The 13,779-nt window shown below is 71.4% G+C and carries 14 protein-coding genes; 10 read left to right on the forward strand and 4 right to left on the reverse strand.

The annotated features are described in order from the left end of the window. The first annotated feature begins 137 nt into the window (after positions 1-137). The 10 genes from ASF45_RS24180 (at position 138) to ASF45_RS24225 (ending at position 10,081) form a co-directional block, all read left to right on the forward strand. On the forward strand, positions 138-869 hold the full coding sequence (locus ASF45_RS24180; protein WP_056669165.1) for an aspartate/glutamate racemase family protein: 732 nt from the start codon (positions 138-140) through the stop codon (positions 867-869). Positions 870-935: 66 nt separating this feature from the next. Then, a complete protein-coding gene (locus ASF45_RS24185) occupies positions 936-1,673 on the forward strand; it encodes a GntR family transcriptional regulator (RefSeq protein ID WP_056669168.1) in 738 nt (245 codons plus the stop codon). 67 nt (positions 1,674-1,740) lie between these two features. After that, positions 1,741-3,096, forward strand: a complete 1,356-nt coding sequence (locus ASF45_RS24190) for an amidohydrolase family protein (protein WP_056669171.1) — start codon at positions 1,741-1,743, stop codon at positions 3,094-3,096. Between the two features lie 208 nt (positions 3,097-3,304). After that, complete coding sequence (locus ASF45_RS24195) at positions 3,305-4,300, forward strand: ABC transporter substrate-binding protein (RefSeq protein WP_156473169.1); 996 nt, start codon at positions 3,305-3,307, stop codon at positions 4,298-4,300. Positions 4,301-4,310: 10 nt separating this feature from the next. Next, positions 4,311-5,135 (forward strand): ABC transporter permease, encoded by an 825-nt coding sequence (locus ASF45_RS24200; protein WP_162244050.1) that lies wholly within the window; start codon positions 4,311-4,313, stop codon positions 5,133-5,135. Between the two features lies 1 nt (position 5,136). Next, positions 5,137-5,907: an ABC transporter ATP-binding protein gene (locus ASF45_RS24205; protein WP_056669173.1), complete on the forward strand. Its 771-nt coding sequence runs from the start codon at positions 5,137-5,139 to the stop codon at positions 5,905-5,907. After that, positions 5,907-6,902 carry an NAD(P)-dependent oxidoreductase gene (locus tag ASF45_RS24210; protein ID WP_056669177.1) on the forward strand — a complete coding sequence of 332 codons (996 nt, stop codon included), beginning with the start codon at positions 5,907-5,909 and terminating at the stop codon, positions 6,900-6,902. The genes ASF45_RS24205 and ASF45_RS24210 overlap by 1 nt, the downstream gene beginning before the upstream one ends. Then, positions 6,895-7,701, forward strand: coding sequence for an SDR family NAD(P)-dependent oxidoreductase (locus tag ASF45_RS24215; protein WP_235581022.1), 807 nt, complete (start codon positions 6,895-6,897; stop codon positions 7,699-7,701). Before ASF45_RS24210 ends, ASF45_RS24215 begins: the two co-directional genes overlap by 8 nt. Before the next feature lie 213 nt (positions 7,702-7,914). Beyond that, on the forward strand, positions 7,915-9,333 hold the full coding sequence (gene hydA / locus ASF45_RS24220) for a dihydropyrimidinase (protein WP_056670007.1): 1,419 nt from the start codon (positions 7,915-7,917) through the stop codon (positions 9,331-9,333). Between the two features lie 4 nt (positions 9,334-9,337). Next, positions 9,338-10,081, forward strand: a complete 744-nt coding sequence (locus ASF45_RS24225; RefSeq protein ID WP_056670010.1) for an aspartate/glutamate racemase family protein — start codon at positions 9,338-9,340, stop codon at positions 10,079-10,081. A gap of 28 nt (positions 10,082-10,109) precedes the next feature. On the opposite strand, the gene ASF45_RS24230 is transcribed toward ASF45_RS24225, so the two are convergent. From ASF45_RS24230 to ASF45_RS24245, 4 genes are read right to left on the reverse strand one after another with little or no spacing between them, the layout of a single operon-like run. Continuing rightward, the gene (locus tag ASF45_RS24230) at positions 10,110-10,430 is read right to left on the reverse strand and encodes a YkgJ family cysteine cluster protein (RefSeq protein ID WP_056669180.1); all 321 of its coding nucleotides are present in this window, start codon (positions 10,428-10,430) and stop codon (positions 10,110-10,112) included. A 3-nt stretch (positions 10,431-10,433) separates the two neighbouring features. Further along, a complete protein-coding gene (locus tag ASF45_RS24235; RefSeq protein ID WP_255357808.1) occupies positions 10,434-11,690 on the reverse strand; it encodes an MFS transporter in 1,257 nt (418 codons plus the stop codon). A gap of 1 nt (position 11,691) precedes the next feature. Further along, positions 11,692-13,071: an ATP-binding protein gene (locus ASF45_RS24240; RefSeq protein WP_056669188.1), complete on the reverse strand. Its 1,380-nt coding sequence runs from the start codon at positions 13,069-13,071 to the stop codon at positions 11,692-11,694. Then, positions 13,068-13,724, reverse strand: a complete 657-nt coding sequence (locus ASF45_RS24245) for a response regulator transcription factor (protein WP_056669192.1) — start codon at positions 13,722-13,724, stop codon at positions 13,068-13,070. The genes ASF45_RS24240 and ASF45_RS24245 overlap by 4 nt, the downstream gene beginning before the upstream one ends. Positions 13,725-13,779: the final 55 nt, after the last annotated feature.

The following is a 13,779-nucleotide window of genomic DNA, read 5'->3' on the forward strand; positions in this document are numbered from 1 at the left end:
CAGGGGCACCGCCAGCGGCCGGGCAGAGCCCGTTCCGCGGCGTCTGCTGGCATGGCCTGCTCCGCGGCCTTCGGAACCGCTGCTCGCGAGCCGACTGCAGCCGATGCCGGCGGCGCGCAGCGCAATGGATCATTGACATGAAAAGAGTTCTGCTGGGCATGCTGACGCCCTCGTCCAACACCGCGCTGGAGCCGCTCACGGCGGCCATGCTCGCGGGGCTGCCCGAGGTGTCGGCGCATTTCGCGCGCTTTCGCGTGACCGAGATCTCGCTGCGTGCCCAGGCCCTGGGCCAGTTCGACCTGGAGCCCATCCTGCAGGCCGCACGGCTGCTGGCCGATGCGCGCGTGGATGTGATCGCCTGGAACGGCACCTCGTCCGGCTGGCTGGGCTTTCAGACCGACGAGGCCCTGTGTGCGCGCATCACGGAAGAGACCGGCATCCCGGCCTGCACCTCGGTGCTCGCGCTCAACGAGGCCATGCAACTGTCCGGCCGCACGCGCTTCGGCCTGGCCTCGCCCTACCTGGACGATGTGCAGCAGCGCATCGTGGCCAACTACCGCGCCAGCGGCTACGACTGCGTGGCCGAGCGCCACCTGGACCAGCAGGTCAACTTCGAGTTCTCCGAGGTCACACCCGCGCAGATCGAGGCCATGGCCCGCGCACTGGCGTTTGCGGAGCCGCAGTGCATCACCACCTTCTGCACCAATCTGCGCGCCGCGCAGCTGGTGCCGGCGCTCGAAGCCGAATTGGGCATCCCCGTCTACGACACCATCGCCACCGCGGTCTGGAAGTCGCTGCGCCTGGCCGGCGTGGACACGCGCCGCGTGCAGGGCTGGGGCCGCTTGTTCAGCGAGCTGCCCGGCAGCTGACGGCGCGGCCTGCCGCTACCATTCGCCCGCCACCTGCCCTCCACCACCACCGTCATCAGGTCCACCATGGCCACCCCTCCGTCCCGGCGCACGCTGCGGCTGTCTTCCCCCCACGCCAGCGGCAAGGCCGCCTCCAAGGACGACATCTACGAACGCATCTACGAGGCCGTGGTCGAGCACCGGCTGCTGCCCGGCACCAAGCTGTCGGAGGAGCGCGTGGCCGAGCTGTTCGCGGTCAGCCGCACCCAGGTGCGCGGCGTGCTGCAGCGCCTGGCCGTGGAGCAGCTCGTGACGCTGATCCCCAACCGCGGCGCCTTCGTGACCACGCCCAGCGCCGAGGAGGCGCACGACGTGCTGGAGGTGCGGCGCACGCTGGAGCCGGCCGTGGTGCGGCGGCTGATCGAGCGCATCGCCGCCGGCAAGGCCAGCACGGCCCTCAAGCAACTGCGCACGCTGGTCAAGCGCGAGCAGCAAGCCCATGCCAACGGCGACCGGCGCGCAGCCGTGCGGCTGTCGGGCGAGTTCCACGTGCTGCTGGCCCAGCTGTCGGGCAGCGCGATCATGGCGCGCATGCTGCGCGAACTGACGCCGCTGACCTGTTTGGCCATCCTGACCTTCGACGCGCCCACCGGCGCGGCCTGCCCGAACGACGAACACACCGAGCTGCTCGACGCCATCGAGGCCGGCGATGCCGAGGCGGCCGTGGCCCTCATGGACGAGCATTTGCATCACATCGAGAAGTCGCTGAACCTGGACGCCGAGGCAGCGCCCGAGATCGACCTGGCCGAAGCGCTCCTGGGCTGAGCCGCTGGCGACAGGCTGGCGGAAGATTGGATACAAAGTCGGCACGGCCGTTGCTTGCAACGGCCGCATGACCACCACCGACATCCCCACCTTCGACCTGCTGCTGCTCGATGCGATCGCGCTGACGGCCGACCCCGCCCAGCCCGAGATCCGCGGCGCCGCCATCGGCATCGCGAACGGCCGCATCACCTGGCTGGCCGCCCAGCCGCCCGAGCGCTACGCCGCCACGCGCGTGCTGCGCCTGCCCGACCACTTCGTCACACCGGGCTTCGTCAACACCCATGCGCATTCCATCCTGACCATGGTGCGCGGCGTGGCGGCCGACCTGGGCTTCGCGCCCTCGTACACGCCCGGCATTCCCAAGGGCACGCAGGTCAACCCCGCGCAGGCGCGCGCGCTGGCCCGGCTCGGCGCGCTGGAGGCGCTGCTGTTCGGCTCCACCGTGCTGGGCGACAACTTCGTGCACGCCGATGTGACGACCGAGGCCATGGTCGAGCTCGGCATGCGGCTGGCGCCCAGCTGGCGCATCCACGACGTGGACTTCGCGCGCGTGGCGCATGGCGACTGGCAGCACAGTGCGGCCATCGGCAACGCCACGCTGCAGGCCGGCCTGGACCTGCATGCGCGTTGGGCCGATCACCCACGCGTGCGCGTGAACCTGGCCGCGCACGCGGTCGACACCTGCTCCGAAGGCTTCCTGCGCGAAGTGGCCGCTGCCTCGCAACAGCACGGCCTGGTCGTCAGCACCCACCTGGGCCAGAGCCAGGTCGAGGTCGAGCGCGTGCGCGCACGCTGCGGCCGCAGCTCCACCGAGGTGCTGGCCGACACCGGCCTGCTCAATGAACGCCTGATGGGCGGCCACTGCATCTACGTGACGCCCGAGGACGCCGCCCGCATGGCGGCGGCCGGCGCGCATGCCGTGCACATCCCCAAGTGCAACGCCACCTCGGGCCGGCTGGCGCCCACGCCCATGCTCCAGCGCGCGGGCGTGAACATGGCGCTGGCCACCGACACCCAGCACGGCGACATGGTGGAACTCATGCGCTGGGCCCTGGTCACAGCGCGCGTGCAGGAAGGCCGCGTGGACGACAGCTGGCAGCCGCGCGACGTGTTCCACATGGCCACCATGGGCGGGGCCAAGGCCCTGGGCATGGCGGACGAAATCGGTAGCCTGGCGCTGGGCAAGGCGGCCGATCTCGTCGTCTTCGACGCCAACCGGCCCCACCTGCGCCCGCATGTGAACCCGCTGGGCAACCTGGTCCACACGGGCCAGGGCCGCGACGTGTCCATGGTGCTCGTGGACGGCGAGATCCTCGTGGAGGACGGCCGGCCCACGCGCGTGGACATGGACACGGTGTGCCGCGAGGCCGAGGAGGCCGCCCGCGCGCTCTGGGGCGCCGAGGGCAAGCGTTACTGGGTCTGAGGACGCACCAAGTCCGGGCAATTTGTATCCAATCTGGCGCATGGCATGGATCCATTTCCGTGCCCTGCGTCGCAGGCTTCCACGCCGATGCGCCGGTGAATCCTTTTGGCGCCAAACACTTAACAGATTGGATACAAACTTGGCATGTCCCTTGCTGGACCAGATGCAGGTCCCGCGCTCGCGGGCCCGGCCAACCCAAGGGAGCACCATGTTCAAACTTCTCGCCCGCCTCGCCCTCGCGGCGGCCGCCATCCTGCCGCTGGCAGGACACGCCCAGGACGCCATCAAGCTCGGCTACGCCAAGTGCGCGCACTGCACGCCGCTGGCGCTCACACCGGCCAATGCCAGCAACGTCAAGCTCGAGGCCATCGCCTTCAACACCGGCAACGACGTGCTGACGGCCCTGCTCTCCAAGAGCATCGACGTGGCCCAGGTCACCTACCTGCACTACGCCACCGCGCTGGACAAGGGCTTCGACGTGGTCGCGATCTCGGGCCAGATCAACGGCGGCTCGCAGATCCTCGTGGGCAACGACCTGCCGCTGGCCGAGAACGACTGGGCCGGCCTCAAGAAGCTGATCGCCGAGTACAAGGCCCAGGGCAAGCCCTTCCGCGTGGCGGCCTCGCGCGGCAATGCGCAGGACATCCACATGCGCGGCGCCTTCGCCAAGCAGGGCATCGACATCAACAAGGATGTGCAGTTCATCAACATCCCGAACCCGTCCGACCACGTGCAGGCGCTGCGCCGCGGCGAGGTCGAACTGATCTGCTCGGTCGACCCCTTCGCCACCCAGATCCGTGAAGTGAAGGCCGCGAAGTTCTTCACCTTCCCCTACGACCAGGCCGCCGGCAAGCTGACCAACCTGATCGTGACGCGCTCGGACGTGGTTGCCGGCCGCGCCAAGGGCGTGGAGGAAACCGTGCGTTCCATCATCAAGGTCAACAAGCTGATGGAGAGCGACAAGGCGCAGTTCATCGACACCATCCAGAAGGTGACGGGCCTGGACAAGGCGATCGCCACCGGCGCCGCCGCCAACCTGTACCCCGACTACGCCATGCACCGCGAATCGGCCGTGGCCATCGCCCAGATGATGCGCGAGCTGAAGTACATCAACAGCGACGTGAGCGCCGCGGTTCAGAAGAACATGGACTACCGCTTCCTCGAAGCCGCGACCGGCCAGCCGAAGTCGGCGCTGGGCTATTGAGGACCGCCGCGTGACCCACGACTCCGCCCTGCTCCGCTTCTACCGCCGCATCGAGCGCGCCCTGGTTCCCGTGGCGCTGCTGATCGGCTGGGAGCTGTTCTCGCGCTCCGGCGTGCTGCCGCCCGCGCTGCTGCCGGCGCCTTCGCAGGTGCTGCTGGCCTGGGCGGACTGGGTCTTCGCGACCGACGGCAACACCCAGACCTACAGCGGCCACTGGCTGCAGGACGTGGCCGCCAGCGCCTCGCGCGTGTTCGCCGGCTTCGCCATCTCCACCGTGCTGGGCATCGCCATCGGCATGGCCATCGGCTGGTCGCGCACCGTGGAGCGGCTCATCGAGCCCGTTCTGCAGATCCTGCGGCCGGTGCCACCCGTGTCCTGGATTCCGCTGGCCATCATCTGGTTCGGCATCGCCAACAAGCCCGCCATCTTCCTGGTGTTCCTGGGCTCCTTCTTCCCGGTGCTGCTGTCCACCATCCACGGCGTGAAGACCTGCGACCGCAACCTGCTGCGCGCCGGCGCCATGGCCGGCGGCACGCCGGGCAAGCTGCTGCGCCACATCGTGTTCCCGGCCGCGCTGCCCAGCGTGTTCTCGGGCCTGCGCATCGCCATCGGCTCGGCCTGGATGCTGACCGTCACGGCCGAGATGGTGGCCGTCAAGAGCGGCGTGGGCTATGTGCTGTGGGATTCCTACTACTTCCTGCGCTACGACATCGTGATCGCGTCCATGGTCAGCATCGGCCTGCTGGGTTTCCTGAGCGACCTGGCGATCAAGTTGTTCGCCGGCCGCGTTCTCCGGTGGCAGCGCGGCTCCACCCTGCAAGCCAAGGAGGCATGAGATGAGCCTGATCGAGATCGACCACGTCACCCGCCTGTTCGAAGACCCCAAGCGCGGCAGCGCCGTGAAGGCGCTGGACGATGTCAGCGTGCACGTGGCGCGCAACGAGTTCCTGTGCCTGCTGGGCCCCAGCGGCTGCGGCAAGTCCACGCTGCTGAACCTGATCGCGGGCTTCGACATGCCCTCCAGCGGCAGCGTGCGCGTGGGTGGCCAGACCATCACGGCGCCGGGCGCCGACCGCGGCGTGGTGTTCCAGCAGCCCACGCTGATGCCCTGGCTCACGGTCTGGGAGAACGTGGCCTTCCACCTGACCATGCAGGGCGTGGGCAAGGAGATCCGCCGCAAGAAGGCCCAGCACTACATCGAGATGGTGAACCTCAAGGGCTTCGAGAACCACTACCCGAGCGAGCTGTCGGGCGGCATGAACCAGCGCGTGGGCATCGCGCGCGCGCTGCTCATGAACCCCGAGGTCATCCTCATGGACGAGCCCTTCGGCGCACTCGACGAGCAGACCAAGATGGAGATGCACGCCGAGCTCGTGCGCATCTGGCGCGACAGCCAGAGCACCATCGTGTTCGTGACGCACGGCATCGAGGAATCGCTGGCCCTCGGCACGCACGTGGCCGTGATGTCGGCACGGCCGGGCCGCATCCGCGAGATGCTGACCATCGACCTGCCGCGCCCGCGCGATTCGACCAGCCCGCAGTTCAACGACTACAAGCGCCGCATCCTGCAGTTGCTGCGGCCGGAACCGGTGGCGGTGCCGGCCTGATGCCGACCTTCATCACGGGCGCCTGCGGCTTCGTCGGCCTGGCGCTGGCCGAGCGGCTGCTGCAGGACGGCCAAGCCGTCGTGGGCTTCGACCGCGCGCCGCTGCCGCCGGCCGCGGCGCGGGCCTTTGCCGCGCTGCCCGGCCGCTTCGGCCTGGTGCAGGGCGATGTGCGCGACGCGGCGGCCCTGGAAGCCGCCATGCGCGCGCACCGGCCACAGCGCCTGGTCACGCTGGCGGCGATCACGGCCGACGCGCGGCGCGAGCGCACCACGCCCGGCGCGATCTTCGAGGTCAACCTGGGCGGCGTGGTGGCGGCGTTGACGGCCGCCGCAGCCACGGGCGTGCAGCGCATCGTGCACGCCAGCTCGGGATCGGTCTATGGCGCGAGTGGCATCGACGCGCAAGCGCTGCACGAAGACAGCACGCCGTTGCGGCCCGAAGGCCTGTACGGCATCTCCAAGCAGGCCGCCGAAGCCGCAGCGCTGCGCCTGGCCGCCCTGCACGGCCTGGACCTCGTGGTCGGCCGACTGGGCACCTGCTTCGGCCCCTGGGAGGCCGACACCGGCGTGCGCGACACGCTCAGCGCGCCGCTGCAGGTGCTGCTGCGCGCCGAGCGCGGCGAGGCCGTGCGGCTGCCGCGCGAGAGCACACGCGACTGGCTCTACGTGCGCGACGCCGCCGCGGGACTGCAGGCCCTGCTGGACCGCCCGCAGTTGCCACGCCCCGTCTACAACGTGGCCGCGGGCTTCATGGGCCGCATGTCCGACTGGTGCGCCGCCGTGGCCGCCGCGCACCCGGGCTGGTCCTGGCAGATCTCCGGCGGCGCCGCCGACATCGACTACTACGCGCTCGACGACCGCGCGCCCATGGACATCGCGCACCTGCGCGCCGACACCGGCTTCGTGCCGCGCTACGACCTGCGCGCCGCGGCCGACGACTTCCTTGCATGGCGGCAACAGCATGGCGCCGCCCAACCCGCAGCCACCCATGCCTGATCCCTACGCTCTCCAACCCGCGGCGGCGGCCCGCATGGCCGGCCAGGTCTGCATCGTGACCGGCGCGGCCTCCGGCATCGGCCGCGCCATCGCGCGCCTGCTGGCCGCGCACGGTGCCGCTGTGGTCGTGGCCGACGTGACCACCGCCGTCATCGAAGGCGGCGCGCCCACCGTGGCCGCCATCGAGGCCGCCGGTGGCCGCGCCTGCTTCATCGCCACCGACGTGGCCAGCACGGCCCAGGTCGATGCGCTCGTGGCGCAGACCGTGGCCCGCTTCGGCCGGCTCGACGTGCTCGTCAACAACGCCTGCATCCGCCATGCGCGGCCGCTGCTGGAGCTCGACGAGGCCGACTGGCAGCGCGTGCTCGATGTGAACCTCTCGGGCGTCTACCGCTGCTGCCGCGCCGCCGTGCGCCAGATGGTCGGCCAGGAGCCCGTGGACGGCGTGCGCGGCCGCATCGTGAACCTGGCCTCGCAGCACGGCATGATCGCCGCGCCCGAGGATCTGGCCTACGGTGTGAGCAAGGCCGGCATCGCCTACCTCACGCGCCAGGTGGCCACCGACTACGCGGCGCAGCAGATCGTCTGCAACGCGGTGGCGCCCGGCAAGATCCAGACCGGCCAGGGCGGCCGCGCGCTCGACCCGGCCGTGATGGACCGCGCCACGCGCCGCACGCCCTGGCCACGCCTGGGCGAGCCCATCGACGTGGCGCGCGCCGTGCTGTTCCTGGCCAGCCGCGATTGCACCTTCACCACCGGCGCCCAGCTCATGGTCGACGGCGGCTGGATGGCGGCATGAGACCTCCCCGTTTGGACTTCTTCACTTCGTGTGGAAGTCCCATACCCCCTCCAGGGGGCGCACCCAGCGGCCCGGCAGAGCCGGTTCCGCGGGCGCGCTGGCATGGCCTGCTCCGCGGCCTTCTGCACCGCGGCTGGCAACGGTCGCAGTCCGACTTGCGGGCCGCGCGCTGTGCAACCGCTCTTCTTCCAATTCTTCACCTCAGACACCACCATGTCCGACTTCGACCTCGTGATCCGCAACGCGCGGGCCGTCACCGCTTCCGACAGCTTCGACTGCGACATCGGCATCCGCGGCGGCCGCATCGCCCAACTGGGCCTCGCCTTGCCGCCCGGCAAGCAGGAGATCGACGCGGCCGGCCGCACGGTGACCCCCGGCGGTGTCGATGCGCACTGCCACCTGGACCAGCCCATGCCGCCGCCCACGCGCACGGCCGACGACTTCGACACCGGCACGCGCTCGGCGGCCTGCGGTGGCACGACCACAGTGATCCCGTTCGCTGCACAGCAGAAGGGCCAGTCGCTGCGCGCGGCGGTGGAGGACTACCGCGCACGCGCTGCGGGCAAGGCCCATGTGGACTACGCCTTCCACCTGATCGTGAGCGACCCGACGCCCCAGGTGCTGCAGGAGGAGCTGCCAGCACTGATCAAAGAGGGCTTCACCTCGTTCAAGATCTACATGACCTATGACGACATGAAGCTCGACGACGGCCAGATCCTGGACGTGCTGGATGTGGCGCGCCAGCACGGCGCGCTGGCCATGGTCCACGCCGAGAACGCCGACTGCATCGAGTGGCTCACGCGCCGGCTGGAGGCCGCGGGCCGCACGGCGCCGCGCTTTCACGCGCACGCACGGCCCATGCTCGTGGAGCGCGAGGCCACGCACCGCGCGATCGCGCTGGCCGAGCTCGTGGACGTGCCCATCCTGATCGTGCACGTCTCGGGCCGCGAGGCCGTGGAGCAGATCCGCTGGGCGCGCGCGCACGGCCTGAACATCTTCGCCGAGACCTGCCCGCAGTACCTGTTCCTGACGGCCGAGGACCTCGGCATCGACGACAGCTACAAAGGCGCCAAGTGCGTCTGCAGCCCGCCGCCGCGCGACCGCGCCAACCAGCAGGTGATCTGGGACGGGCTCAACGACGGGCTGTTCACGGTGTTCTCGTCCGACCATGCGCCGTTCAAGTTCGACGCGCCGGAAGGCAAGAAACCGAACGGCGAGGAAGTGTCGTTCCGCCACATCCCCAACGGCATCCCGGGCCTGGAAACGCGCATGGCGCTGCTGTGGTCCGAGGGCGTGCTGGCGGGCCGCATGACGCCGCACCGCTTCGTCGAACTCACGGCCACGGGACCGGCCAAGGCCTACGGCCTGCACCCGCGCAAGGGCACGATCGCGATCGGTGCGGACGCCGACCTCGTCATCTGGGACGAGCGCGAGTTCGTGCTGCGCAACGCACAGCTGCACCACGCCGTGGACTACACGCCCTACGAGGGCATGCGGCTCAAGGCCTGGCCCGGGATCACGCTGAGCCGCGGCGAGGTGGTGTGGGACGGCCAGTTCCATGCACGCCCCGGCCAAGGCCAGCTGCTCGCCTGCGGCACCCCTTCTCTTCTCCCGCAACGCCGCCCGGCCTGACACCATGCGCCTGCTCATCATCAACCCCAACATTTCCACCAGCGTCACGGCGCTGATCGAGGCCGAGGCGCGGCGCAGCGCCTCCGACACCACGGCACTGAGCATGCAGACCGCGCCCTTCGGCGTGGCCTACATCGAGACGCGCTTCGAGGCGCTGATCGGCGCCTATGCCACGGCCCAGGTCGCGGCCGAGCATGCGAGCGGCCATGACGCCGTGGTCGTCGCCGCCTTCGGCGACCCGGGTCTGGCCGGCCTGCGCGAGGTGCTGCCCATGCCCGTGCTGGGCCTGACCGAGTCGGCGCTGGCCAGCGCCTGCCTGCTGGGCCAGCGCTTTTCCATCGTCGCGATCTCGCAGCGCATCAGCGCCTGGTACCGCGAAGTGGTGGAGGCCAACGGACTCATCGGCCGGCTGGCCAGCATCCGCGCGCTGGACCAGCCGCTGGCCGGCATCGGCAGCGTGCAGACCGACCACGGCCTGGCACTGAAGGCGCTGTGCGAGCGCGCCGTCGCCGAGGACGGTGCCGATGTGATCGTGCTGGCTGGCGCGCCGCTGGCGGGGCTGGCGCGCAGCTTGCGCGGGCAACTGCCGGTGCCTGTGGTCGACGGCGTGTCCAGCGCCGTGCGGCATGCCGAATCGCTGGTCGCGCTGGCGCCGGGCAAGGCCACGCATGGCAGCTTCGCGCCGCCGCCGGTCAAGCCCAACGCCGGACTGCCGGACGCCATCGCGCGGCTGCTGGCGCGCGACTGATTGCACGCGCCTGCTCGCACGCAGCCGATCAGGCGCCCAGCGGCGCCATGCCGTGGCGCGCACGCGCCCGGTCGCAGGCCTCGCTGCCGGCCTCGAACTCACGGCAGGGCGAAGGCCGCCATTCGTAGATGCCGCAGCCCACGTGCTGGCCGAGCTTGCCGGTCAGCGCCGCGCAGCGGACCGGCACGTGGTCGGTGCCGCGCATGCGCGCGGTGTGGCCATTGACCTCCACGGTCAGGCCGTCGGGCACGCTGCCGCCCTCGCTCAGCAGTTCGTGGACCGAGAAGTCGACGCGGAAGCAGGCGCAGCAGGCGCCGCAGGACAGGCAGGGCGAGACGGCTTGCGGCATGCTTCAGGCGCCGCGCAACGCATCGCGGCGGCGCAGCGCCCGCGCGAAGAACAGCCCCATGCACAGCACCCCGCAGCCGGCCGCGGCCACGACGGCCGTGGAGCCCCAGCGCCCGACCAGGCCGGCCGCCAGCACCACGCCCAGCGACTGGCCCATGAACAGGAAGGTGGAGAACATGGCCACGCCCAGTCCGCGTGCCTCGGGCGCCATCTGCGTGGCATTGGTCTGCAGCGTGTTGTGCAGCATGAAGAGGCCGAAGCCCGCAACCAGCGTGGCCAAGGGCGCCAGCGCCGGGTGCGGCACGAAAGCCAGGCCGCAGGCGCCCAGCGCGAGCAAGGTGGCACCGGTCAGCACCAGGCCGCGTTCGCCCAGCCGCGGGATCAGCCGGCGCGCGGTCAGCATGTACAGCACGCCGCCCACGCCGGCCAGCGCCACGCTGGCGCCCGAGGCGGCCAGGGACAGGCCCAGGTGCGCATGCAGGTGCGAAGCCCAGATGGCCATCGCGCCGAAGGCCAGCGCGCCCTGCAGCAGCGAGACCAGCAGCACGGCCCGCGCATGCGGGCGCCGCCACAGGCTGCGCAGCTGGGCGGCAAAGCCCTGCGGCGTACCGGCCGCACCGGCCAGCCCGGCCATGTGGTGCGGGCGCTGTTGCTGCGCGCGCCAGTCGCGCCACTGCAGCGTGCCGACCACGCCGAACAGCGCTGTCAGGAACCAGAAGGCCCAGCGCCAGCCGAACCAGTCGGTGATCAGGCCGCCCAGCAGCTGGCCGCTCACCAGGCCCAGCGTGGAGCCCAGGCCCAGCAGCGCCAGCGTCTCCTGGCGCTTGTCGTAGCTGACCGCATCGCCGACCCAGGCCAGCGCCATCGGAATCATGGCCGCGGCGGCCACGGCCACCAGCACGCGGCCCAGCACCAGCGTGGCCAGGTCCGGCGCCAGCGCCGAGACCACGCTGCCCACGCTGCAGGCCAGCGTGCACAGCGCAATCAGCTTGAACTTGCCGAAGCGGTCGCCGAGCGGGCCGTAGAACAACAGGGCCACGCCGTAGGCAATGGCGAAGAACGAGACCACCTGGGCGGCCTGGCCGAGCGAGACCGAGAACTCCTGCGCCAGTGCCGGCAGCATGGCGTCGCAGATGCGCTGCACCGACATGCTCGAGAAGTTCGACAGGGACAGCAGCAGGATGGAGCGCCGCAGCGCGGGCGAAAGGGCTTGGGAGTCGGGCATGGGACAGGCGGCGCGCGACGTACCGCGGCGCGCAATTCTAGGTTTGCGCCGGCACGCTCAGCTGCAGGCCCACGCCGCGCCCGGCCAGGCCCGGGACGATGGCCACGCTGCCCCCCAGGCGCAGCGCAGCCTGGCGCACGATGGCCAGGCCCAGGCCCGAGCCGCTGGCGGCCTGCCCGGCACCGCGGTAGAAGCGGTCGAACACGCGTGCCTGCTCGGCCGGCGCGATGCCGGGGCCGTCGTCCTGCACGGTGAGCGACCAGCCCGGCGCCGACCCGGCCGACAGCGTGACCTGCACCGTGCAGCCAGGCCCGCCATAGCGCAACGCGTTGTCGAGCAGGTTGGCGATGATGGATTGCAGCGCTGCCGGCTCGGCCACGCGCCACAGTTCGTCGGGCGCTTCCAGCGCCAGTTCGACACCCTGCGACAGCGCCGCCGGCGCGGCCTGGGCCAGCTGCGCGCGCACCTGGGCCGCGACGTCGGCTGGCGCGGGCACGGCGCGCGGCGCCTCGTCCAGCGCCGCCAGGTCCAGCAGCTGCTGCGCCAGATGGGCGGCGCGCGCGATGGCCTGTTCCAGGTGCTGCTGCGCCGCGGCGCGCGCACCGGCATCCGTCGAGCGGGCCAGCACATGGGCCTGGGCCGTGACCACCGCCAGCGGCGTGCGCATCTCGTGTGCCGCGTCCTGCACGAAGGCGCGCTCGCGCTGCAGCGTGTCGCGCGCACGGCCCAGCAGCTGGTCCAGCGCATGCACCAGCGGGCGCAGCTCCCGGTGCCGCGCAGCAAAGCCGACCGGTTGCAGATCGCCGGCGGCGCGGCCCCGGATGCGGTCGGCCAGGGCCTGCAGCGGCCGCAGGCCGTTGCGCACCGACAGCCAAACCGCCAGCAGCACGATGGGCGAGGCCAGCAGCACGTAGGGCACCAGGAAGCGCGCGTTGTAGGCCAGGAAGTCGGCGGGCATGCGCTGGGGCTCGGCGATGCGCAGCGTCCAGCGGCCGGCGCCGGCCTGGAAAATGCGGTGCTGCCGGCCGTCGATCTCGGCGTACGAGACCGGATGCCCGGGCCGCGCGGCATCGGCAGCGAAGCCCGGCGAGGCATAGACGGTCTGGCCGTCCCGGTCGGCCAGCGCGAACCGGTAGCGGCCGGTGAAGCGCGGGTCCTGCGCACGCCGCTCGTTGACCCAGCGGGCGGTGGCCGCCAGCGCGGCGCGGGCCTGGGCCGCATCGTCGATCTCGGCCAGGGCGCCGAGCAGTGCATGGCCGAACTTCTGCAGGTTCGGCCCGGTCGCCAGGGCCTGCCGGTTGAGCGCGTACTCGTAGGCCAGCAGCGCGGCCCAGACCACGACGAACGCCAGCAGCACCGACCAGGTGCTGCGCCGCACCAGCGTCGGCTCGGCCAGCCAGGCGGCCAGGCGCTTCATGGCACGAGCAGGTAGCCGACGCCGCGCACGGTCTGGATCGCGTCGGCCCCGACCTTGCGGCGCAGGTTGGAGATGTGGACCTCCAGCGCACTGAAATCCATGGCCTCGCCCAGCGGTGCAAGCCGCTGCGCGAGCTGGCCCTTGGCGAGCACGGCGCCGGGCTCGCGCGCGAGCTCCAGCAGGATCTGGAACTCGCGCGGCGACAGCGCGAGCGGCACGCCGTCGCGCGTGACGCGGCGGCTGCGTGGCTCGACCACGAGCGCACCCACGGTCCAGCGCTCGCTTGCCTGGTGCGCCGCACGGCGCAGCACGGCGCGGATGCGCGCGACCAGTTCCTCGGTGGCGAAGGGCTTGACCACGAAGTCGTCGGCCCCACCGTCCAGCCCGGCCAGCCGATCGGCCACGGCCGAGCGCGCCGTGATGATGATGACGGGCACCTGCATGCCGTCGCGGCGCCAGCGCAGCAGCAGGTCCAGGCCCGAGCCGTCGGGCAGAGCGAGGTCGAGCAGCACGCAGTCGAACGCACCGGCATCGACCGCCTGCGGCGCGTCGAGCGCGCGCCGCCGCCATTCGCTGCTCAGCCCCTCGACGCGCAATGCCGATTGCAGTGCGCGGCCCAGGTCCAGGTCGTCCTCTATCAGCAGGATGTGCATGCCGGCGATTGTGGCGAAGCCGCAGCACGGCGCGGCGGCGCGCCGCGCCGGCTTT

The organism is Pseudorhodoferax sp. Leaf265, from assembly GCF_001422365.1.
GTDB lineage: Bacteria > Pseudomonadota > Gammaproteobacteria > Burkholderiales > Burkholderiaceae_C > Pseudorhodoferax.